Annotated in this window: 17 protein-coding genes and 1 riboswitch; of the genes, 10 read left to right on the forward strand and 7 right to left on the reverse strand. The window is 75.8% G+C overall.

Annotated elements, in window-relative coordinates:
- Positions 1–171 precede the first annotated feature (171 nt).
- The 3 genes from ACFFKU_RS07740 to ACFFKU_RS07750 all read left to right on the forward strand — a co-directional run bounded on the left by ACFFKU_RS07740 (position 172) and on the right by ACFFKU_RS07750 (position 4,143).
- Positions 172–3,171, forward strand: coding sequence for a S8 family serine peptidase (locus ACFFKU_RS07740; protein WP_380136955.1), 3,000 nt, complete (start codon positions 172–174; stop codon positions 3,169–3,171).
- Positions 3,172–3,328: 157 nt separating this feature from the next.
- Positions 3,329–3,583: a hypothetical protein gene (locus ACFFKU_RS07745; protein ID WP_380138096.1), complete on the forward strand. Its 255-nt coding sequence runs from the start codon at positions 3,329–3,331 to the stop codon at positions 3,581–3,583.
- Positions 3,584–3,660: 77 nt separating this feature from the next.
- Positions 3,661–4,143: a 2'-5' RNA ligase family protein gene (locus ACFFKU_RS07750; protein WP_380138042.1), complete on the forward strand. Its 483-nt coding sequence runs from the start codon at positions 3,661–3,663 to the stop codon at positions 4,141–4,143.
- On the opposite strand, the gene ACFFKU_RS07755 is transcribed toward ACFFKU_RS07750, so the two are convergent.
- The 5 genes from ACFFKU_RS07755 to ACFFKU_RS07775 form a co-directional block, all read right to left on the reverse strand.
- The gene (locus ACFFKU_RS07755) at positions 4,133–5,278 is read right to left on the reverse strand and encodes a cysteine desulfurase family protein (RefSeq protein WP_380136956.1); all 1,146 of its coding nucleotides are present in this window, start codon (positions 5,276–5,278) and stop codon (positions 4,133–4,135) included. The genes ACFFKU_RS07750 and ACFFKU_RS07755 overlap by 11 nt on opposite strands.
- Positions 5,275–6,189 carry a carboxylating nicotinate-nucleotide diphosphorylase gene (gene nadC, locus ACFFKU_RS07760; RefSeq protein WP_380136958.1) on the reverse strand — a complete coding sequence of 305 codons (915 nt, stop codon included), beginning with the start codon at positions 6,187–6,189 and terminating at the stop codon, positions 5,275–5,277. Before nadC ends, ACFFKU_RS07755 begins: the two co-directional genes overlap by 4 nt.
- A complete protein-coding gene (gene nadB, locus ACFFKU_RS07765) occupies positions 6,186–7,778 on the reverse strand; it encodes an L-aspartate oxidase (RefSeq protein WP_380136960.1) in 1,593 nt (530 codons plus the stop codon). Before nadB ends, nadC begins: the two co-directional genes overlap by 4 nt.
- On the reverse strand, positions 7,775–9,070 hold the full coding sequence (nadA, locus tag ACFFKU_RS07770; RefSeq protein ID WP_380136962.1) for a quinolinate synthase NadA: 1,296 nt from the start codon (positions 9,068–9,070) through the stop codon (positions 7,775–7,777). The genes nadB and nadA overlap by 4 nt, the downstream gene beginning before the upstream one ends.
- 110 nt (positions 9,071–9,180) lie before the next feature.
- Positions 9,181–9,885: an NUDIX hydrolase gene (locus tag ACFFKU_RS07775; RefSeq protein ID WP_380136964.1), complete on the reverse strand. Its 705-nt coding sequence runs from the start codon at positions 9,883–9,885 to the stop codon at positions 9,181–9,183.
- Between the two features lie 575 nt (positions 9,886–10,460).
- Between ACFFKU_RS07775 and ACFFKU_RS07780 the strand changes: the two genes are divergently transcribed.
- Entirely contained in the window at positions 10,461–11,708 is a 1,248-nt protein-coding gene (locus ACFFKU_RS07780) for an MFS transporter (protein ID WP_380138044.1), read from the forward strand.
- 60 nt (positions 11,709–11,768) lie between these two features.
- Entirely contained in the window at positions 11,769–12,845 is a 1,077-nt protein-coding gene (locus tag ACFFKU_RS07785; RefSeq protein WP_380136965.1) for a GGDEF domain-containing protein, read from the forward strand.
- Between the two features lie 30 nt (positions 12,846–12,875).
- Here ACFFKU_RS07785 and ACFFKU_RS07790 read toward each other — a convergent pair whose 3' ends face one another.
- Together ACFFKU_RS07790 and ACFFKU_RS07795 are read right to left on the reverse strand one after the other, a co-directional pair.
- Positions 12,876–13,847, reverse strand: a complete 972-nt coding sequence (locus ACFFKU_RS07790; protein ID WP_380136966.1) for a hypothetical protein — start codon at positions 13,845–13,847, stop codon at positions 12,876–12,878.
- A 94-nt stretch (positions 13,848–13,941) separates the two neighbouring features.
- Complete coding sequence (locus tag ACFFKU_RS07795; protein WP_380136967.1) at positions 13,942–15,312, reverse strand: cryptochrome/photolyase family protein; 1,371 nt, start codon at positions 15,310–15,312, stop codon at positions 13,942–13,944.
- A gap of 130 nt (positions 15,313–15,442) precedes the next feature.
- Between ACFFKU_RS07795 and ACFFKU_RS07800 the strand changes: the two genes are divergently transcribed.
- The 5 genes from ACFFKU_RS07800 to ACFFKU_RS07820 all read left to right on the forward strand — a co-directional run bounded on the left by ACFFKU_RS07800 (position 15,443) and on the right by ACFFKU_RS07820 (position 22,437).
- Complete coding sequence (locus ACFFKU_RS07800; protein ID WP_380136968.1) at positions 15,443–16,138, forward strand: iron-dependent transcriptional repressor DtxR; 696 nt, start codon at positions 15,443–15,445, stop codon at positions 16,136–16,138.
- A 353-nt stretch (positions 16,139–16,491) separates the two neighbouring features.
- A riboswitch (cyclic di-AMP (ydaO/yuaA leader) is annotated at positions 16,492–16,615 on the forward strand.
- 62 nt (positions 16,616–16,677) lie between these two features.
- The gene (locus ACFFKU_RS07805; RefSeq protein WP_380136969.1) at positions 16,678–17,415 is read left to right on the forward strand and encodes a C40 family peptidase; all 738 of its coding nucleotides are present in this window, start codon (positions 16,678–16,680) and stop codon (positions 17,413–17,415) included.
- Between the two features lie 417 nt (positions 17,416–17,832).
- A complete protein-coding gene (locus ACFFKU_RS07810) occupies positions 17,833–18,327 on the forward strand; it encodes an HNH endonuclease (protein WP_380136971.1) in 495 nt (164 codons plus the stop codon).
- Between the two features lie 46 nt (positions 18,328–18,373).
- Positions 18,374–18,637 (forward strand): hypothetical protein, encoded by a 264-nt coding sequence (locus ACFFKU_RS07815; RefSeq protein WP_380136972.1) that lies wholly within the window; start codon positions 18,374–18,376, stop codon positions 18,635–18,637.
- A gap of 269 nt (positions 18,638–18,906) precedes the next feature.
- Positions 18,907–22,437 (forward strand): ATP-binding cassette domain-containing protein, encoded by a 3,531-nt coding sequence (locus tag ACFFKU_RS07820; RefSeq protein WP_380136973.1) that lies wholly within the window; start codon positions 18,907–18,909, stop codon positions 22,435–22,437.
- The last annotated feature ends 3 nt before the right edge of the window (positions 22,438–22,440 follow it).

Below are 22,440 nucleotides of genomic sequence, written 5' to 3' on the forward strand. Positions count from 1 at the left end.
GAGGAAGCGGGAGGTCGGACGGACCACGACGCCGTGTCGGAGAGCTCGCGGATCGGCTTGACGCGACTCTGCGCACCGGGTTGGCTGCTCTCAGTCGTGACGTCGGCCGTCTGGGTGACGTTCACTCCATCGTCCGGCGGATGCCCGCGGGACCCACCCCGCGGAGGCGTCATGCTCTCTCGTCCCAGACCCGGCCGCACCACGCGCCGCCGCTTCCTCGGCACCGTCGCCGCGGTCACCACGATCGTGGTGGCCGGGGCCGGCGGGGCGGTCGCCGCCCCCGGCGGGCCGAGCCCGCTCAGCCCCGAGGTGATGGAGAAGCTGTTCCCGGCCGGCCGCTACGTCGTGGCGCTCGCCGGTGCGTCGATGGCCGACTACACGGGCGACGTCCCGGGCATCGCGCGCCTGCAGTCGGCCGACGGCTCCGTCACCACCAGCGGCTCCGACGCCGAGGAGTACCGCGCCCGGTTGCTGCGGGAGCAGTCCGACGTCGCGGGCAGCGCCGACGTCACCCCCGCGCAGCGCTACACGGTCGCCCTCAACGGCTTCTCCGCCGATCTGACCTCCAAGCAGGCGGCCGCGCTGTCCGGCGCCGACGGCGTCGTCTCGGTGACCCCGGACCGGCTCTACCACCCGCAGGCCGCGACGACCGCCGACTACCTGGGGCTGAGCGGTCCCGGTGGCGTCTGGGCGGGCCAGGGCGGGCCCGCCGACGCCGGGCGCGGCACGGTCGTCGGGGTCCTCGACACCGGGATCTGGCCGGAGAACCCGATGGTCGCGGGGGAGGCCCTCGGCTCGCGCGCCGACGCCGACGAGTACCAGGCCTACCGGACCGCGGACGGCGAGATCCACCAGCGCAAGGCCGACGGCGGCACCTACACCGGGGCCTGCGAGACGGGCCAGGACTTCACCGCCGCCGACTGCTCCACCAAGCTCGTCGGGGCCCGGGCCTTCAGCGAGGGCTTCGAGGCCGCGGCCCCGCTGGCCGAGGACGAGTACTCCTCCGCCCGCGACCAGGACGGGCACGGCACCCACACCGCGACGACCGCGGCCGGGAACGCGAACGTGCCCGCCACCATCGACGGCCGTTCCTACGGCCCGGTCTCCGGGGTCGCCCCCGGGGCCTCGATCGCCGCGTACAAGGTCTGCTGGGACTCCGCCGACGGGGAGTCCGGCTGCACGACGTCGGACATCCTCGCCGCGCTCGACGCCGCGGTCGCCGACAACGTCGACGTCATCAACTTCTCCATCGGCGGCGAGGGCGAGACCGTCGACGACCCGATCCAGCTGGCCATGCTCTCGGCCGCCTCGGCGGGCATCTTCATCGCGGCCTCGGCCGGCAACTCCGGTCCCGACGCCGACACCCTCAGCAACCTGGGCCCGTGGGTGACCACGGTCGGCGCGGCCACCGCGGTCGACCGCGAGGGCACCATCGTGCTCGGCGACGGCCGCAAGTTCGTGGGCGCGCGCCTGGAGCAGGTGCTGCTGGGCCGTCGTCAGCTCCGGTCGGCGACCACGCTCGGGTTCCCCGGCAAGACCGCCGACGAGGTCCGGCTGTGCGGTCCCGGGTCACTGGACCCGGTCCGCACCCGCAACCTCGTGGTCGTCTGCGACCGCGGCACCTACGACCGGGTCGCCAAGTCCGCCGAGGTCCGCCGAGCCGGCGGGGCGGGGATGATCCTGGTCAACCCCACCCCGAACTCCCTGGACCCCGACGCCCACACCGTGCCGACGATCCACGTCGACACCGCCGCCGGCGAGGCCATCAAGGCCTACGTGGCGCGCTCGCGGGGGGCCAACGTGCTTTTCCAGCCGGGGAACACGACGGGTACGCCGACGCCGACGCCGCAGATCGCCGGGTTCTCCTCGCGCGGTCCGACCACCGTCGCCGACGGGGACGTGCTCAAGCCCGACGTCGCCGCCCCCGGGGTCGGCATCATCGCCGGTTACTCGCCCGACGCTCTGCGCGGCAACGACTTCGCGCCGGAGTCCGGGACCTCGATGTCCTCTCCGCACGTCGCCGGGCTGGCCGCCCTCTACCTGGCGGCGCGACCCTCGGCCTCGCCGATGCAGGTCAAGAGCGCGCTGATGACGACGGCCCGCCCGCTGGTCGACGCGGCCGGGCAGGTCGTGGACGACACGTTCAGCGCCGGGGCCGGGTTCGTGGACCCGACGCGGTACCTGACCCCGGGGCTGACCTACGAGTCGACCCCGCGCGAGTGGCTCGCCTACCTCGAGGGGGCCGGGGTCCGTACCGGGACCGGTGCCCGCGCGGTCGACCCGAGCGACCTGAACCAGGCCTCGATCTCCGTCGGGGACTTCGTCGGGACCCGGACCGTCACGCGGCGGGTGACCGCGCGCACGGCGGGGATCTACAGCTCCTCGGCCGACGTGCCGGGCTTCGCCGTCCGGGTGTCCCCGGAGGTCCTCTACTTCGACCGCGCGGGTCAGACCAAGGAGTTCCGGGTCACCCTGACCCGCACCGACGCCCCCACCGGCCGGTGGAACACCGGGTCGCTGACGTGGCGCGGGGCCGGGCTGCGCGTCGACTCCCCGATCGCGCTGAACACGCTGGACTCGGCCGCCCCGGCCTCGGTCGGGGCCCCGCTGGAGCAGGGTGCGGTCGACGTCGACCTGGTGAGCGGGGTCGGCGGTCCGCTCGACGTCACCAGCACCGGACTGGTCGGCGCGGAGGCGCTCACGGGTGACCTGTCGACCCTCGGCATGGCCCAGTACGGCGTGGTCGTGCCGGAGGGCACCGAGGTCGCCCGCTTCGACCTGCGAGCCGACGCCGCCGACGCCGACCTGGACCTCTACGTCTACCGGATCACCGACGACGGCGAGGCGGTCGAGGTCGGCCGGGCCGCCTCGGCCGACCCGGGGGGCGTCGTCGACGTCCGCGCCCCCGAGCCCGGTCAGTACGTCGCCGCCCTCATCGGCTTCGACACCGACGGCGACCGCGGCGGCTACCGGTTCAGCGCGTGGACGCTCGGGCCCCAGGACACCGGGGTCGGCGACTTCGGGGTCTACCCGGACCCGGTCCAGGCCGGCGTCGGTCGCGCCGCCCAGGTCACCGCGACCTGGGACGCCTCGGCGCTGGACCCCCGCACGTCCTACCTGGGCCTGCTCCGCTTCGGCCAGGACTCCGACACCGTCATCGGCGTCGGCTGAGCGAGCCGCCCGCCCCTCCTCCCGCCGTGCCCCCCGTCAGGCCCCCGAGGGCCACCACGGGGGGCACGGCGGTGGCGCGTCCGGGGACCTCTGCGAGACTGCCCCCGGCCGCCGACGTCGGCGGTGGTGATCGGACGAGGCAGGGGTGAGGGACGCGGTGGCAGGTCGCCCGGAGCGGACCGAGGAGCGCGGCATCGGGGCCCTGATCTGCCTGCTGGTGGCGGTCGTGTCGCTGCTCTTCGGGTTGATCTTCGTGCCCGCGGCGATCGCGCTGGCCCTGGCCGCGCTCGTCGTGGCCGGGCCCCCGGCGCTGCGCGGCGGTGGCCCCGACCGCGGGTTCCACGTCGCGGCGTCGGTGGTCGCGATCGTGTCCCTCGTGCTGTCGGTCCTCTTCCTGGTGGTGCTGCGCTGACCCGCGCCGACCCCTGGGACCCGGCGGACCCCGACCCCCTCGTCCTCACCGCGATCCTGGACGAGGACACCCAGGACCTGCTCGACGGGTGGCGGCGGCGCTGGTTCCCGCCCGAGCGCAACCAGCTGGCCGCCCACCTGACCCTGTTCCACGCCCTGCCGCCGGACGTGCTCGGCACGCTGCCCGAGGACCTGCGCGAGGTGCTGCCGCCCGAGGCCCCGGTCGGGACCCTCAGCGGGGTGCGCTCGCTGGGTCGCGGCGTCGCCGTCGTCGTCGACGTGCCGGGTCTCGACGGTCTGCGTTCCGCGGTCGCCCACCGCTACCGCGACCGGCTCACCCGGCAGGACGCGCACGGGTTCCGCGCGCACGTGACCGTCGCCAACTTCCTGCCCCCGGCGCGCGCCCGGGCCCTGCTCGAGGATCTCGCCGCCGGTTTCGAGCCCCGCCCCGTCCGGGTGCCCGGGGTGGCCGTGCACCGCTACCGGGGCGGGCCCTGGGAGCTCGTCACGGAGGTGCGGATCGGGGAGCGACCGGCGGGGGAGCGGGCCGTCAGCGGCTGAGGCCGCCCCCGGCCGCGCCGACCGCCACCGGCAGCGCCGCGAGGACCGCGCTCACGTCCTCCTCGGTGGTGGTGCGACCCATCGAGAACCGGACCGCCGTGCGGGCCGTGTCGGCGTCGAGACCGCAGGCCAGCAGCACGTGCGAGGCGTCGTCGGCGTCGGCGGAGCAGGCCGAGCCGCTGGAGCAGAGGATCCCGCGGGCCTCCAGCTCGGCCAGGATCGTCTCCCCGCCCAGGCCCGCGAAGGTGAACGAGGCGTGCCCGGGCAGACGGTGCTCGGGGTGCCCCGTGAGGCGGGCCCCCTCGACCGAACCGAGGACGCCCGCGACCAGCCGGTCCCGCAGCGCGCGCAGGCGGGCGTGCTCGGCGAGCCGGTCGGCCTCGGCGTGGTGCAGCGCGACGGCGGTGCCCACCGCCCCGGCGACGTCGACCGTGCCCGACCGTCGACCGCGTTCCTGCCCCCCGCCGTGCAGGACCGGCGCCAACGGGACCGCGCCCCGCACGGCGAGGACCCCGTTGCCGCGCAACCCCCCGAACTTGTGGGCCGAGAGCGTCACCGCGTCGGCGCCCAGCGTGGGCAGGTCGACCGGGACGTGACCGGCGGCCTGGACGGCGTCGGTGTGGAACGGCACGCGGCGCTCGCGGCAGACCGCGCCGATCTCGGCCGTCGGCTGCAGCGTGCCGATCTCGTTGTTGGCCGTCATCACCGAGACCAGCGTGGTCTCGGTGGTGATCGCGCGGGCCACGTCGGCCGGGTCGAGGCGACCCGCGTCGTCCACGCCGAGCACGTCCACCCGGAACCCGTGCGCCTGCAGGGCCCGGGCGGTCTCCAGGACGGCCGGGTGCTCGATCGACGAGAGCACGACGTGCCGTCCGCGCGGGGCCGCCGTCGCGATCCCGGTCACGGCCAGGTTGTCGGCCTCGGTGCCCGAGCCGGTGAACACGACCTCCCCGGGGCGGCACGCGAGCACCCCGGCGACCAGCTCACGGGCCCCGTCGAGCGCCGCCTTCGCCGCCCGGCCCGCCTCGTGCGCGCTGGAGGGGTTGCCGGTGACCGTGGTCAGGTAGGGCCACACCGCCTCCAGCACCTCCCGGCGCGGGGGGGAGGTCGCCGCGTGGTCGAGGTAGACGCTCATGCCCCGAGGGTGCCACCGACCGCGACCGGCCCCTCGCCCGCCGCCGCCCGGACCTCGACGTCGAGGCCGAGGTCCAGGGTGGGCGCGTTCTGGGTGAGCGCACCGACCGAGACCAGGTCGACGCCCGTCGCAGCGATGGCGGCGACCGTGTCGAGACGGACCCCGCCGGAGGCCTCGACGAGGGCCCGTCCGGCGATCCGCTCGACCCCCGTGCGCAGGTCGGCCAGGGTGAAGTTGTCGAGCATGACCACGTCGGGCGCCGCGGCCAGCACCGCGTCGAGCTGGTCGAGCCGGTCGATCTCGACCTCGACGGCCGTGGTGTGCGGGACGCGGCGCCGGACCTCGCGCAGCGCCTCGGTGACGTCGGACCCCTCGGCCAGCAGCACGGCGAGGTGGTTGTCCTTGACCAGGACGGCGTCGGAGAGCGTGCGGCGATGGTTGTGCCCGCCGCCGGCCCGGACCGCGGCCCGCTCCAGGGTGCGCAGCCCGGGCGTGGTCTTGCGGGTGTCGACGACCCGGGCCCTCGTCCCCGCGACCCGGTCCACGAAGGCCGCGGTGAGCGTGGCGATCCCCGACAGGTGCTGCAGCAGGTTCAGCGCGATCCGCTCGGCCCGCAGGACGGCGTGGGCCGTCCCCTCGACCCGGGCCAGCACGTCGCCGGCCGCGAACCGGGTGCCGTCGGGGAGCAGGTCGCGGACCTCGGCGTCGCCGCCGACCAGGGCCGCCGCCTGGGCGAAGGCGGCCCGCACGCACTCCCCGCCGGCCAGCACCCCGGCCTCGCGCGCCCGCAGCTCGGCCACCGCCCGCGCGTGCGGGGGCAGCAGGGCCTCGCTGGTGACGTCCCCCCAGGGGGCGTCCTCGGTCAGCGCGGCGGCCACGACCGCCGCGGCGGCGGAACGGGTGGAGCTCATCGGGTCCTCCGGAGACTGCGGCGGCGGGGGGCCGCCGGGGTGGGGACGGCGTCGCTGCGGTGGTGCGCGCCGAGGCTGTGCGGGCGGGCCCGGGCCGCCGTGACGACGAGGCGGGCCACGGTCAGCAGGTTCGCGTCCTCCCGTTCGGCGGGGGAGGCGTCCGCGGGCAGCGGTCCGGTCGCCGGGTCCTCGTCCAGACCGAGGAGTTTCCCGGCCAGCTCCAGACCGGACCCCTCGCGCAGCAACCCGGCGTGCTCCCAGGCGATCTGCTGGATCTCGGCCCGCGGCAGGGGGGACCGTCGGGCGCTCGCCGCGGGGTCCACCACGTCCAGCACCTCGTCGTCGGCGCCGACCGCGGCCCGGTCGGCGCCCGGGTCGGCGAGCAGGTCGGCCACGGCGACGGCGGCGAGCACGGCGGCCTCCAGCAGCGAGTTCGACGCCAGCCGATTCGCGCCGTGCACCCCGGTGCAGGCGACCTCGCCCGCGGCCCACAACCCGGGCAGGCTGGTGCGCCCGGAGGCGTCGGTGCGGAGGCCGCCCATCAGGTAGTGCGCGGCCGGGGTGACCGGCAGGAGGTCCCGTTCGGGGTCGAGACCGGCGGCGGCGCAGTCGGCGGTGATCTGCGGGAAGCGCTCGGCGAAGGGTCGGCCCAGCCGCGCGGAGACCCCGCGGGCGTCGAGCAGCACCGGGCGGGCGTCCTGCCGGGCCATGACCGCGGCGATCGACCGGGCGACGACGTCGCGCGGGGCGAGCTCGCCGCGGGGGTCCACGTCGAGGGCGAACCGGTGCCCGGACTCGTCCCGGAGCACCGCGCCCTCGCCGCGGACGGCCTCGGAGATCAGCGACCGCGTCCCGAAGGCGGCGGTGGTCGGGTGGAACTGCACCATCTCCAGGTCGGCGAGCAGCGCTCCGGCCCGCCAGGCCGCGGCGAGACCGTCACCGGTGGCCACGGCCGGGTTGGTGGTCCGGGCCCAGACCTGCCCGGCCCCGCCGGTGGCCAGCAGGACCGCCCGCGCCCGGACGTCGACGCCGGAGACCCGGGCCCCGTGCACGCCCTGCTCGTCGAGGAGCAGCTCCTCCAGGAAGGCGCCCTCGACGACCGGCACGCCGGCCGCCCGGACGGCGGCCGCCAGCGCCGCGGCGACGACGGCCCCGGTCCGGTCACCCCCGGCGTGCAGGATCCGGGGCCGCGAGTGCGCGGCCTCCAGCCCCAGGGCCCAGAACCCGTCGGGGTCGGTGTCGAAGCGGACGCCCCGCCGCCAGAGGTCGCGGACGGCGTCCGCCCCGTGCCCGACGACCGCGGCCGCCACGGCCGGCGGGACGGTGGGGCCGCCCGCGGCCAGGGTGTCGGCGACGTGCGCGGCGACGTCGGCCCGGCCCACCGGCGCGGCCAGACCGCCCTGGGCCCAGCGGGTGCTGCCGTCGCCCAGGACCGTCTTGGTCACGAGCGCGACCCGGGCCCCCGCGGCGTGCGCCTCCAGCGCCGCGGTCAGCCCGGCCAGCCCGCCCCCGACCACGAGCAGGTCGAGGGCGGGACCCGTGAGGTCGGCCGGGCGGAGCGCGCCCGGGCCGAGGGGACGACTGGTCACGGCCGGACCGCGAGCATGCGCTCCAGGGCGACGGTGGCGGCCGCGGCGACCGACGCGGGGACCCGGACCTGGTTGACGACCTCCCCGGCGAGCAGGGATTCGAGCACCCAGGCGAGGTAGGCGGGGTGGATCCGGTACATGGTCGAGCAGGGGCAGATCACCGGGTCGAGGCACTCGATGGTCAGGTCGGGACGCGCGTCGGCGAGGCGACGGACCATGTTGATCTCGGTGCCGATGGCGAACGCCTCACCGGGGGCGGCGGCGTCGACCACCTTCTTGATGTACTGCGTGGAACCGGCCTCGTCGGCGGCCTGCACGACCTCCAGCGGGCACTCCGGGTGCACGACGACGCGGACGGCGGGGTTCTTCGCCCGGGCCTGCGCGATCTGGTCGGTGGTGAACCGCTGGTGGACCGAGCACCATCCGCGCCAGAGCACCACCCGCGCGTCGTTCAGGGTTTCGGAGTCGTTGCCGCCCAGCGGCTTGCGCGGATCCCAGACCGGCATCGCCGAGAGCGGGACCCCCATCGCCGAGGCGGTGTTGCGGCCCAGGTGCTGGTCGGGGAAGAACAGGACGCGCTGCCCGCGCTCGAACGCCCAGGCCAGGACCTGCTCGGCGTTGGAGGAGGTGCAGACGATCCCGCCGTGCTCGCCGCAGAAACCCTTGAGCGCGGCCGAGGAGTTCATGTACGTCACCGGGATCACGGGGACCCGACCCTGCTCGTCGGGTTCGGTGCCGTAGAGCGCCTCGAGCTGCTCCCAGCACGCGGTGACCGAGTCGATGTCGGCCATGTCGGCCATCGAGCACCCGGCGGCGAGGTTCGGCAGGATCACGGCCTGCTCGGGGGTGGAGAGCAGGTCGGCGGTCTCGGCCATGAAGTGCACGCCGCAGAACACGACGAACTCGGCCCCGGTGCGGGTCTGCGACTCGCGGGCGAGCTGGAAGGAGTCGCCCACGAAGTCGGCGTACCGCACGACCTCGTCACGCTGGTAGTAGTGCCCGAGGATCGTCAGACGGTCCCCGAGCGCGGCCTTGGCGGCGTCGATGCGGCGGGCCAGCTCCTCGGCGGGCATCAACCGGTACTGCGCCGGGATCTGCCGCTGGACGGGGGTGTCGGCGGGGGCGACGTCGGCCCGGCTGGCCCCGGCGCCGTAGCTCGGGGCCGGGGTGGGCAGGCCCGGGACGGCGTCGAAGTTCCAGGGCCCGCTGGGCAGGTCGGGGTCGCACACGGCGGCGCCGGCCCCTCCGGCGGAACGGGCCAGCAGGTCGATCTGAACGGGGACGGAGGCCATCTCGGGTGCCTTCCAGGCGAGGTGCGGGGGTGGTGCCCGCGGGACGGGGTCTTCGGGGTCTGCGGGTCCTGCGGGGTCTGCGGGGTCTGCGGGGGCGAGGGGGTGCGCGGTCAGGACGGGGGGCCGGCGCGGCCGAACGGTCCGGCCGACTCCGGGGTGAGGACCGCGCGGTAGAGCTGCGGGGGGCGGTGCCGCCCCCCGGTGAGCCGCTCGCCGGTCGGCACGACCGCCCCCGACCCCTCCACCTGACGGCGGAAGTTGGCCGGGTCCAGCGGTTTCTGCAGGACCGCCTCGTGCACCTCGCGCAGCTGCGCGAGGGAGAACCGTTCGCCCAGGAAGTGCTGGGCGACGTGCGCGTGCTGGACCTTGGACCGCAACCGCCAGATGGCGTAGCGGACGATCTCGTCGTGGTCGAACGCCAGCCCGACCGCGTCGTCCACCGGGCACCAGCTGACGTTGTCCACCGGAACCGGCCCGGCCCCCGTGCCGGCCGCCTCGTGGTTGCGGACCAGGGCGGAGTAGACGACGGAGACGACGCGTCCGCCCGGCGAGCGTTCCGGGTGCCCGAACGTGTAGAGCTGCTCGAGGTAGCTCGGGCGCAGCCCGGTCGTCTCGGCCAGGGTGCGCCGCCCGGCGTCGCTGAGGCTCTCCTGCGCGCAGACCCACCCGCCCGGCAGGGCCCACGCCCCGGCGTAGGGGTCCCGGGTGCGCCGCACCAGGGGCAGGTGCACGCGGATCTCGCCGTCCGGCGCGGGGAGCAGCGCGAAGATCACGGTGGAGACGGCGACGCGGATCTGCGGCGGTTGCGCGCTCACGGCCGACCTCCCCGGTGCCTCGTCGTCGCGGCGCGGCGGGCGCGCTGCGTACAGGTGCGAACGACAAGAAGTGTAAGGGTCAGATCAACCACAACTGCACGGCCCGCCGCACCGGATCGGCACAGGGGGACGTTGTGCTCGATGACCGGGCGCAGGGTCTCCCTGTGCCGTCCGGCGAAAAAAGGGGGTGACAGCTCCCGGGCGCCGACGTACGGTTTTTCCAGCACGAGAGAGGAGGTGGTCCGACCTTGATGACTCATCGGACGCGTGAGGTGGCTGCCCGCTAGCAGCCGCGTTGGACGCGGACCGCTCTGGTCGCCCCGCAGGCAGCGGCGAATCCACGGCAGTCACCGGGTCCCCGGGCGTCGGCCTGTCCAGCCGACCCACCGCCACGGCGGTGGAAGTGCCCGGGGACTTCTTCCTGTCCGGGTCCGGTCGGCCGGGGCGCGCAGCGCGGGTGCTTACCTCAACGAACCACTTATGCTGACGCGGTGCCCCCGACCCCGCGGACCCGCGACACGACGTCGGATCCCCGACCCGGCCGGTTCCGGGCCCTCCTCGCCGACACCACCCCGCTGCGGCGCAGCCCCGCCTTCCGTCGGCTGTGGATCGGGTTGTCCCTGGCCGGCGTCGGCCAGCAGATCGCGGTCGTCACGGTCGGGCTGCAGATCTACGACCTGACCCGGTCCACCTTCGCGGTCGGTCTGGTCGGCCTGGCCGCCCTCGTCCCGCTCGTCGTGCTCGGCCTCTACGGCGGGGCGCTGGTCGACGTGCACGACCGCCGCCGGGTCGCGCTGCTGGCCTCCAGCGTGCTGTGGGTGGTGTCCCTCGCCACCGCCGCCCAGGCCTGGCTCGACGTCGGCTCGGCCGGCCTGCTCTACGGCCTCGTCGCCCTGCAGAGCGCGGCCTTCGCCATCAACTCCCCGGCCCGCTCGGCCATCCTGCCGCGGCTGGTCGACGCCGAGCTCCTGCCCGCCGCCAACGCCCTCGTGTGGACGGCCCAGACCGTCGCCCTGACCGCCGGTCCGCTGCTGGCGGCCGTCCTCGTCGGCACCGGCGGCTTCGGGCTCGCCTACACCGTCGACGCCGTCATGTACGTCTTCGCGCTCTGGTCGGTGTTCCGGTTGCCGGCGATCCCGCCCGAGGTCGCCGCCGGGGAACGCCCCCGGGCCGGGTTCCGCAGCGTCGTCGAGGGACTGCGGTTCCTCGGCACCCGGCCCAACCTGCGCATGACCTTCCTGCTGGACCTCGCCGCGATGATCTTCGCCATGCCGCGGGTGCTGTTCCCGGCCCTGGGGGCCGTCGTCCTCGGCGGCGGAGCCACCACGGTCGGCGTCCTCACCGCCGCCCTCGCCCTCGGGGCGGCGCTGGCGGGACTGTTCTCCGGTCCGCTCGGCGGGGTCCGTCGTCAGGGGCTGGCCGTCGTCGTCTGCATCCTGGTCTGGGGGGCGAGCATCAGCCTCGTCGGCCTGGTGCTGCTCGTCCTCCCCGCCGGCGACGGCGGCCTGGACCACCGGCTGCCGGTGGTGGCCGTGCTGCTGGTGCTCGCCGGGGCCGCCGACTCCGTCAGCGCGATCTTCCGCTCGACGATCCTGCAGGTCGCCACCCCGGACGCGCTGCGCGGACGGCTGCAGGGGGTGTTCATCGTCGTCGTCGCCGGTGGACCGCGACTCGGCGACCTCGTGCTCGGGTCCTCGGCCGACGTCGTGGGTGAGGCGGTCACGGCGCTCGCGGGGGGCCTCGTGTGCATCGCGCTCGTGCTGCTGCTGACCCGGGCCCAACCGTCCTTCCGGGCCTACGACGCCCGCGACCCCCACGCCTGAACCGGTGACCCGGGCGGGCGGTGCTCAGGTCGGGTCCCGGTCCGGCCGATCCAGCGACGTGTGACCCGCAGTTCCCCCCGCGCCGGCGCCCGTTCCGGGGCGCCGCTGTCCTCGGCCGTCGCCGGGGCGGTGGCCACGGCGTGCGCGTTCACGGCGCTGGGAGCGCTGGCGGGGTCGACCCCGGTGCCGCCGGGGTGGGGCTGGACCATCTGGTTCGTCTTCGGGGTGCTGCGCGCAGACGTCCTGCAGGTGCGCCTCGGCGGGGGTGACCTGGCCGACCGCACGGTGCGCCGCATGCTGCTCGGGCTGGCCGTGGGCACGGCGGGCCTGCTCGCCACGGGCCTCGCGCCGCTGCTGCCCCTGCTGGGCGCCGTCGTCGCCGGGACCCACCTGCAGTGGAACCCCCGACGGGCGGCGTTCGGAGGCCTCGCTTCGGCGTTCGGCTGCTCCGCGGTGCTGGCGGCCGCGGCGACCCTCGGGCACCGTCCCGGTCTGCTGGTCCCGCCGGTCCCGGGGCTCGCCTGGGCGGGCGCGCTCCTCCTGGGTGGACTGCTCCTCTTCGGTCTCGTCGTCCTCAACCTCTTCGTGATCGCGGTCGAGGGCCGTCGGACCGCCGACGAACTCGCCCGGCTGCAGCGGCAGCGCGAGCACGACCTCGAGCAGACCGCCCGCCAGGACCCCCTGACCGGGTTGCTGAACCGCCGCGGTCTCGCCGAGGGGGTGGCCCGGCTCGGTCCCGACCTGCCGGCCGGGACCACCGTCGTCTTCGTCGACCTCGACGGGTTCAAGGCCGTCAACGACCGGTTCGGCCGCGCCGTCGGTGACGACCTGCTGTCCCGTGTCGCCGAACGGCTGCGCGCGGAGGCGGGGGAGCCGGCGCTGCTCGCGCGGTTGGGCGGGGACGAGTTCGTGGTCGTGCTCGGACCCGGGCGCGCCGGCGGTGACCCCGCCACGGTGGAGCGGTTCCGGGCGGCGGTCCCGGCCGCGTCCGGCCCGGACGGGGCTGCGGTGCGGTGCGGGGCGAGCGTGGGGGTGGTCGTCGCCGACGGCCGCACCGGCTGGTCGGAACTGCTGGGCCGCGCCGACGCGGCGATGTACGCCGACAAGCAGACGACCGGTCGGGACGGCCGGGCCTGACCCCGACCGGTTCCGACGGAGGTCGGGTCGTCAGTCCCGCACCGGGGTCGGTGCGGCCGTCACGTCCCTGGCCGCGACGCCGCCTTCGGGCGAAGAGGTCACCGTCGGGACGGGCGTCGTCGGTGGGGTCGCCGTGGGTCCCTCCGCCGCGCTCAACCGACTGAGGCCGAACGCCGCCAGACCGAGCAGCAGGAGCGCGAGCAGGACCAGCAGTTTCGGCCGGCGCGAGCGCCGCCGGCGGCGGATCTCCTCCTCGACCCACTCGTCCGGCACGAACAGCGGTTCCGCGCCCAGGACGCCGAGGGCGTCGGCCGGGAGGGGCACCTCGGTGGCCGACGGCGGCCGGTCGGGGTGGTCGATGCGGTCCGCGAGGTCGGCCGCTCCGGCCGGGAAACCGGCGGGGAACTCCGCCGTGGGTCCGGGATCGCGCCGACCCCGGGCCCACCCGTCCGCAGCGGCGAAACCCTGTTCCCGCAGGACGTCCTCCGGCGGGACCAGCATCGGGGGGAGGTCCAGGGCCGTGAGGACCGCCCGGGCCGTCGACAGCGTGAGCGGGAAGGGTTCCAGGGCGGCGAGGTCGAGGGGGAACCGCTCGGGGGTGGTGGTCCACGGCCCCGCGCCGGGCCCCGCCCCGGTCCCCGCCCCGGGACCCGCGACGAGGGGTGGTGCGGACGGGGGGCCGTAGACCACGGCCATCGCCAGGACGGGCCCCGCCTCCGGCGCACGGTCGGCGAGGACACCGGAGAGCCGACCCGCCACGTCGGAACCGGGCCGGGCCCGGCCCACGCCCCCGCCCGGGCGCGGAACCCGGTTCCCGGCGTCCTCGACGTCGACGCAGCGCAGACCGTCCGGCGTGATGAGGAGGGCGGTGCGGCCCGCTCGTGGACGGCCCTCGACCCCGAGCAGCAGCGCCACACCGGCCAGGACGGGGGAGCGCAGACGCTCCGCGAAGTCCTGCTCCGCCGCCGAGGAATCCTCGGCGGCGCACCCGATCACGAGCATGTCCTCCACCGCACCCCTTCGACGCCCGCGCGTCCGCCGACAGTAGACCGGAAACCTTCCCGACGATCACTGGTGACCCGGGCGAACCGTCGGCTCAGGACTCCCGCACCCGGCGGTAGTCCTCCAGCGCCCGCGTCCGTTCCTCGGCGTGGTCGACGATCCGCTCGGGGTACCCCTCCGGAACCCCGTCGGCCGCCTCCCACGGCCGGTGCGCCTGCTTGCCCGCCAGCCCCCGCAGTTCCGGTACGTACCGACGCACGTAGTCGCCGTCGGGGTCGAACCTCTCGCCCTGGGTGACGGGGTTGAAGACGCGGAAGAACGGTGAGGCGTCGGTGCCGGAACCGGCCACCCACTGCCAGCCGTGGTTGTTGCTGGCCAGGTCGCCGTCGCGCAGCCAGCGCATGAACTCCCGGGCCCCGTGCTGCCACTCCACGTGGAGGTCCTTGACCAGGAAACTCGCGGTGATCATCCGGACGCGGTTGTGGATCCACCCCTCCGCGTGCAGCTGGCGCATCCCGGCGTCGACGATGGGATACCCGGTGCGGCCCGCCGCCCAGGCGTCGAACGCCGCCCCGGGCCGCTCGTAGCGCAACCCGGCGAGTTCCGGTTTGTAGTACTCGCGGGCGGAGTCCGGTCGGTGCCACAGCACGTCGGCGTAGAACTCCCGCCAGGCGATCTCGGTCCGGTAGGTGTCGGCCCCCTTGCCGCGACGGGGGGCGAGGTCGGCGAGCAGCGTCCGGGGGTGGATCTCCCCCCACTTCAGGTGGGCCGAGAGCTGCGAGGTGCCCGCCCGGTCCGGGCGGTCGCGGTCGCCGTCGTAGTCGCCGAGGCGGTCCTCGAGGAACTCCGCCCACCGGTCCTTGGCGGCCTGCTCCCCGGCGGGGGGCAGGCCGAGGTCGCCGAGGTCGGGCTCGGCCGGCCAGTGCGTGCCGTCGACCCCCTCGCCGGCGTCGGCCACGAAGGTGGTGCGGCCGGGGGAGTCGGCCGGGGTGGGCCACCCGTGCCGGGCCCAGGCGCGGGAGAACGGGGTGAACACCTGGAAGGGTCTGCCGCTGCCGTTGAGGATCGTGCCGGGCCCCACGGCGTAGGCGGTGCCGGTGCGGTGCAGGGGCACGTCGCGCCCCGCCAGCTTCTCCTCCACCGCCTCGTCGCGGCGCCGCCCGTAGGGACCGGTGTCCGCGGTGACGTGGACGCTGTCGGCGCCCACCCGTCGGGCGAGACGGGGCAGCACCGTGGTCGGGTCCCCGCGCTCGACGACGAGCCGACCGTCGAGGCTCTCGTCGAGGGCCCGCAGCGAGGCCAGCAGGTAGGCGCGGCGCACGTCGCCCGCGGGCTTCCAGAGGGCGGGGTCGATCACGAAGAGCGGGACCACCTCGTCCGCGGCGGCCGCGGCGGTCAGCAGGGCCGGGTGGTCGCCCAGGCGGAGGTCGCGGCGGAACCACAGCACACTGCGTCGTCCGGGCACCGTCCGACGGTAATGACGATCTCCCCGACCCGCGATCCGGACGCCACCCCCGGACCCCCACCGCGTCCAGGTCCGCCCTCGGGTCCGCCCTCGGGTTCGACGTCGGGCCCCGATGCCCGAAGATGACACCGTGAGCGACCTCATCGACACCACCGAGATGTACCTGAAGACGGTCTTCGAGCTCGAGGAAGAGGGCATCCCCCCGATGCGGGCCCGCATCGCGGAGCGCCTGCACCACTCCGGTCCGACGGTCTCGCAGACGGTCGCGCGGATGGAACGCGACGGGTTGCTCCACGTCGGCGAGGACCGGCGCCTGGAACTGACCGAGAACGGCCGCAACAAGGCGATGCGCGTGATGCGCAAGCACCGGCTGACCGAACGGCTGCTGACCGACGTCATCGGTCTGCCGTGGGAGCTCGTGCACGAGGAGGCCTGCCGCTGGGAGCACGTCATCTCCGAGCACGTCGAGCGACGCCTCGTCGACATCCTCCACCACCCGCACTTCGACCCCTACGGGAACCCGATCCCGGGGTTGGAGGAGCTGGGGGAGACCCCGACGCAGGAGGAGTTCCGCGAGGGCGTGCAGCCGCTGACCACCGCTGGGCTGGAGGGACGGACGGTCGTGGTGCGCCGGCTGGGCGAACCGCTGCAGACCGACGTGGAGCTGATGGCCCGCTTCGGGGCGGTGGGGCTGCGCCCGGGCGCCGAGGTGACGATCGCGGCCTCGGGCTCCCTCGTGGCGGTGACCGTCGACCAGGGGGAGCAGGTCGAACTGCACCCGGGTGAGGCATCTCACATCTTCGTGGCCCTGGAGTCGGCGAGCTGACGCCCGTCCGGGCCTGCGACCTGCGGCGACGGTGATCTTGTCGTCGGGCGGGTTCCGGGTCGCGGTGGTGACTCGTCACCCGGACGCTCCGCGAAGATGAACGGAGAGTGGCGCGATCGCCGCTCTCCGTTCGTTTTCTGGGGGAGAACGGAGCGGAGTCTGTGCTTCGCGTCACCTTCCCGCCACATCGTCGTGACCGAGGCGTGACATCCGCGAACGCCCTGGGTTAGTGTCCAAGCGCTACCCCGGCAGAGGTCGGGGCAGTCCTCACGCGGACGCCGAGTCCTGCCACCGCGACGAGGTCCCTCGAGTCAGTCATGGCAGGAGTGGGGGAACCACGTTTCCCGGGCTCGTCCCCGTCCGCACCTCGTGCGCGGAGCAGGGCGAGTCCTCGGGGTGAAGCCGGCGCGAGCCGGCCGGGCGAGACCTTCCGCCCGAACCCGACAGCTCACCTCGTAGGCGTCGGAGAGGTCAACACCTTGAGCACTCGCGCTCTGGCGCGCCACCGCGCCTCTGCACGCCCGCTTCCCGTCGCCCGGTTGAGCCGTGCCGCCGCTGCCGCGGTCGTCGCCGGTGGTCTGACCGTCACCCTGGCCGGCCCCGCCGGTGCCGCCCCGACCGTCGTGCCCGCGACCGTCCCGGCCGCCGTGCCCGCCGCGGTCGGCACCGCGGTCGACGCGGCCTTCGGCGCCACCCCGGTCGGCGTCATCTCCGCCCCCGCCGCCGGTGCGACCGGGCTGGCCACTCCCGCCGCCTTCTCGGCCGTCCCCACCCCGGCCCCGGTCGTGGCCCGCCCGACCGTGAGCCTGAGCCAGTCGGCCGTCGCCCGCGCCGGCGCCTCCCGCGCCGCGGCGGCCGCTCCCGCCGCCGAGGCCGCCGGTTCCGCCGCGCCCGTCGCGGTGAGCAGCAACGCCTCCGGGCTGGGCGAGCGGATCCTCTCCATCGCCTCGCAGTACGCCGGGATCCAGTACGTCTACGGCGGCACCACCCCCGCCGGGTTCGACTGCTCCGGGTACACCAGCTACGTCATGCGCCAGGTCGGCATCGAGCTGCCGCGCACCTCCCGCGCCCAGCGCGCCGCCGCGGCGAACATCTCCCGTGGCGAGGCCGTCCCCGGCGACCTCGTGTTCTTCTCCAACGGCGGCCGCGTCTTCCACGTCGGCATCTACGCCGGTGGCAACCAGATGTGGGACTCCCCGCGTACCGGCAAGCCCGTCGCCCTGCGCAGCATCTGGTCCGACGCGGTCTCCTTCGGCCGGGTCGCCCCCGTCGCCTGACCCGGCCCCCCGCCGGCAGCCGCCGAACCCCGTACGACCTCTCCTGCGACCGACCCGGTCCCGCTCCGGCGGGGCCGGGTCGTCGTCCGTTCCGCGTGCCCTCACCGAGAATTCGCTGACGATCGCGATTTCCGGTCGTACAGTTCCCGTGAACGGTGAGGACGAGCCACGCGAGAGGCCGGAGATGCATCGACCGGGACGACGGAGCGGAACGGGTCCCCAGCCCGGTCCCGCCCGCGCGCGCCGGTCGAGCGCCTCCGGTGCGGTGCAGATACCCGGACGCCCCGACCAGCACGGTGCCGCCGTGCCGGTCCGTGCGCCGGGTCGTGTCCCGGGTCACGAGCATGGCCACGTCGTCGCCGACAGAGGCGCCCTCCCAGCCGGGGAGGGCGCCTTCTGCGTTCCCGGAGGTGGAAGATGCGCACGTTGGTCCTGAACGCGGGGTACGAACCGCTCGCCGTGGTCTCCTTCAAGCGGGCCGTGGTCCTGGTCCTGTCCGGGAAGGCATCGGTCGTCGTGGCCGATCCCGAACCGGTCGTCGGCGCATCGATGAGCCTGGAACGGCCCTCGGTCATCCTGCTCGCGCGCTACGTCCGGGTCCCGCGCGGTTCGGTCGTCCCGGTGAGCCGGCGCGGGGTGCTGCGCCGCGACCACCAACGGTGCGCCTACTGCCGCGGGCACGCCACCACCGTCGACCACGTGCAGCCCCGCAGCCGCCGCGGCCCCGACAGCTGGGAGAACCTCGTCGCCTGCTGCATCCGCTGCAACAACCTCAAGGGCGACCGCACGCCCGAGGAGATGGGCTGGTCGCTGCGGTTCCGCCCCGGGCCGCCCCGCGGCGCGTCCTGGGCGGTGCGCGGGGCCGAGCAGCCCGACCCCCGCTGGGACTCGTTCCTGGCCCAGGCGGCGTGAGGGCCGGGGGCCGGTGAGCCGGGCCCGGCGGTCCGGTCCCTCCCGGGTGCGCCGGGCCACCGACGCGCTCGGCCTCACCCGCGACCCGGACGCCCCGCCCCCCACCCCGGGCACGTGGCCCGAGCGGGCGGTCGCGTTCGTGGCGGTCCTGCTCCTCGCCGGCCTCGTCGCGCTCGGGGCCCGGGCTCTCGGGTGGGTGGACCGGGGATCGGCGGTGGTGCCGGCCGTCGTCCTCACCGTCGGTTGCTGCCTGCAGCCGACGGCCGAACGCCGGGGCTTCCGGCTGCGCCGTCGTCTCCGCCGCCGCTGACGTCCCCCGCCCGCCCCTCGGCCCCGCCCCTCGGCCCCCCCTCCTCCTCGACCGTGATCAAGGAATGTGTTGCCCGCCGCCCCACCCGTCCCCGCCGGGACCCGTACGTCGTGTGACGACAGGGGCAGGAGCGCACTCATTCCTTGATCACGGTCAGAGTGGGGGGTGGGGGGCGGGGGAGGTCGGGGTCGTCGGGGACCGCTGCGGGGAGGGGTGGGCGGCGGAAAAGGTGAGGCGGACGGTCGCGGGCGCTCACTACCGTCGAGGACGTGCTGTTCGCCCGACCCCGTCTCCGTCCCGCCCGCCGTCCCGCGTCCGCCACCGCGTCCGCCGGGGCGGCCCGACCCCTGACGCTCCGCCGGTTGGCCGGCCCGCCCACGACGATCGCCCTGGTCGTGGTGGTGCTCGCGGCACTGGCGCAGACCCTGGCGACCGTCGTCGTCGGGCGGATGGCCCAGGACCCGACGACGCAGCTGCTGAGCCTGCTCGCGGTCCTCGCCCTCGGCGGATCGGCGCTGGACACGGTCGGGCGGGCGTCGTTCGCGACGGCGGTCGGGCGGGCCGAGGGGGAGCTGCGGGCCGACCTGCTCGGGGCGGCGCTGCAGCAACCCCTGCCCACCCTGGCCGAGCAGGCTGTCGGGGAGGTCATCGACCGCGTCGACGACGACCCCCGCCAGCTCGGGCAGCTCCTGCGCGACACCTTCTGGAGCCTGTTCGGCGCGATCGTCCGCTCGGCGCTCGCCTGGGTCGTCGCCGGGCTGACCTGGTGGCCCGCCTGGTTCGCCTTCCCGGTGGTCGCGGCCCTCGCCCTGCTCGTGGCCCGCCCGCTCACCGCCGAGCTGGCCCGGCGCAAGGTCGTCGAGGAGAGCGCCTGGACCGACCACGCCGCCCAGCTCGAGGAGGCCGTCGCGGGCCGCGACGACGTCCGCTCCAGCCTCGGGCAGGCCCACGTCGTGCGCCGCTACGCCGGCCTCGGGGCCCGTCTGCTCACCGCGGTCCGGGCCACGACGCGCCTGGCCTCCCTCGTCGGCTGGCGCACCGGCATGGTCCTCTCGACCCTGCTGCTCGCCCTGGTGCTCACCGGCACCGCGCTGGTCGGGGCCGGCAACCTTCAGGTGGCGGCCCTGGTCACGGTGTGGCTGCTCATGTCGGGGTTCGTCGGCGACCTGACCGAGGTGGCCAACCGGTTGCCCGACGTCCAGGCCGGACTCGGTGCGCTGCAACGGATCCGATCGCTGCTGCGGGCCGAGCCCGAACCCCGCGGGGGGCAGGGCCTGCCCGCCGGCGACCTCGACCTGCGCCTGGACCACCTCGACTTCCGCTACCCCGACGACGAGGTCGGCACCTACGCCCTGCGCGACGTGACCGTCTCCGTGGGCGCGGGGCGCACGGTCGCGCTCGTCGGGCGCAGCGGGTCGGGCAAGTCGACCCTCGCGGCCCTGCTCTCCCGGGCGGTCGAACCCCCGCGCGGCACCGTGCTGCTCGGCGGGGTCGACATCCTCGACCTCGACCTGCAGGAGCTGCGCCGGGCCGTCGGCGTGGTCACCCAGCGCACCGAGCTGCTGGCCGCGAGCCTGGCCGACAACATCACCCTCACCGAGCCCGTGGCGCGCGACCGGGTCGAGACCGCCATCGCCGCCCTCGGCCTGCAGGACTGGGTGGCCGGGCTGCGCGACGGGCTCGACACCCCGCTCGGTCCCGGCGGGGTGACGCTGTCGGCCGGGGAGTCGCAGCTCGTCGCGTTCGCCCGCCTGCTCGTGCGCGACGTGCGGCTCGTCGTCCTCGACGAGGCCACCGCCCGGATGGACCCGCTGACCGAGGCCCGGGTCACCCAGGCCGCCGAGCGGCTGCTCGCCGGTCGGACCGGGGTGGTCATCGCCCACCGGCTCGGCACCACCCGGCGCGCCGACGACGTCGTCGTCCTGGCCGGCGGGCGGGTCGTGCAGAGCGGTCCCCGGGCCGACCTGGCCACCCGGCCCGGCCCGTTCGCCGAGCTGCTGGCCGCCTCCGCCCTGACGCCCGTCACCATCCCGGGGGCCCGCGACCCGTTGGGCGAGCAGCGCCCCCGGAGCCGGCGCACGCCCGTCCCGGCGCCCGCCCCGCGGCCGCGGCTGGCCCGCACGGTCCTCGCCGCGATCCGCTGCTACCCGCGGTGGGGTCTGGCCGGGGGCCTGCTCTTCGGCACGCTCTCCCTCATCGGGGCCTACGGCGTCCTGACCGGCTGGGCCTGGGGCCGACTCGTGCAGGCCCTGGCCGACGGCCGCGACGGGACGACGACGTGGGTGCTGGCCGCCACCGTCGGGGTCAGCCTGCTCGCCCTGCCGTTCGTGCTCGCCGGTGCCCTGCGCCTGTACCCGTTGTGGTGGAACGCGATCACCCTCCGGCTGCGGCTGTCGGTGCTGCTCGGGCAGACCCGCCAGCGGCGGCTGCCCCGGACCCCGCCCGGCGAGGTCACCGCCCGGGCGCTGGACTCCGAACGGTTCGTCCTCTACGTGGACCGGTGGGTGGACGTCGTGCTCGGGGCCGTCACCGTCGTGGTGACCGCCCTGGTCGCGCGCAGCCTCGTCGCCGGCGGGATCATCGCCGTCGTCATGCTCGGCTCGGCCCTGGTCTCCACCCTCGGCGCCCCCGTCGCCGGACGCAACGGCCGCCGGGCCGGGGACGCCCGCGTGGCCTACGGTCGCGCGCTCGGCTCGGCCGTCGACGCCGTCCGGACGGTGAAGCTCGCCGGGGTCGTGGGTCCGGTCACCGCGCACCTGCACGCCGTCGACGCCGTCCGCGTGCGGGCCTCGATCCGGGAGTTCCGGGTCCGGGCCGTGCTCGACGGGGTGCCGGGACTGCTCGTCCAGGCCGGCCTCGTGCTGACCTGGGGCCTGCACCTGGGGGGCGCGTGGAGCCTGGCGACGGCGTTGCTCGTCTCCACCGCTGTGGCCGGGACGTCCTACTTCGGGACCGTCGCGGGGGCCGTCGTCACCGAGGCCCCCGTCGCCCGGGAGTGGTTGCGCCAGACCGCGGCGCTCGCGGGTCGCTCCGACGTCCTGGCCGCCCCCGACGACGTCGACCTCGTCGCCGGGGCGGCCCCGGCACCCGCCCCGGTGGGCAAGGAACCGCTGCGCACGTTGCGGTTGCGGGGGTTCACGGCCGTCCACGACGACGGGACCGTCGGCGTCGCCGGCGTGGACCTCGACGTGCGGGCGGGTGAGCTGGTCCTCGTCGTCGGCGGCGTGGGGGCGGGCAAGTCCTCGCTGCTCGCCGCCCTGGCCGGGCTGGTCGACCACGAGGGCCGGCTGCTCTGGAACGGGCGCGAGGTCGCCGACGCCGAGACGTTCCTGCGCCCGGGCCAGGTCGGCTACGTCGCCCAGCTGCCCCGGGTCCTCTCGGGCAGCTTCGACGACAACGTGGCCCTGGACCACCAGGGCGCCCGGGGCCGCTCGGGGGCGGCGGTCAGCACCGCCCGCCTCGACGTCGACGTGGCCGCCGCCGGCGGGACGGCGGCCCTCGTCGGCCACCGCGGCGTCCGGCTCTCCGGGGGGCAGGTCCAGCGCCTGGCGCTGGCCCGCGCCCTGGCCACCGGGGCCGAGCTGCTCGTGGCCGACGACGTCTCCTCCGCCCTCGACGCCCGCACCGAGCTGGAACTGTGGGAGGCGTTGCGGGAGAGCCGGACCACCGTGCTGGGGTCGACCTCCAAGCGGTCGGCCCTGCTGCTGGCCGACCGGGTGCTGGTGCTGGCGGGCGGCCGGGTCGCGGGGTTCGACCGGTGGAGCGAGCTGGAGGGGGAGTGGGGCCACCTCGCGGGTTGAACC

The sequence above is a fragment of the Kineococcus gynurae genome (assembly GCF_042433995.1).
GTDB classification, from domain to species: Bacteria; Actinomycetota; Actinomycetes; order Actinomycetales; family Kineococcaceae; genus Kineococcus; species Kineococcus gynurae.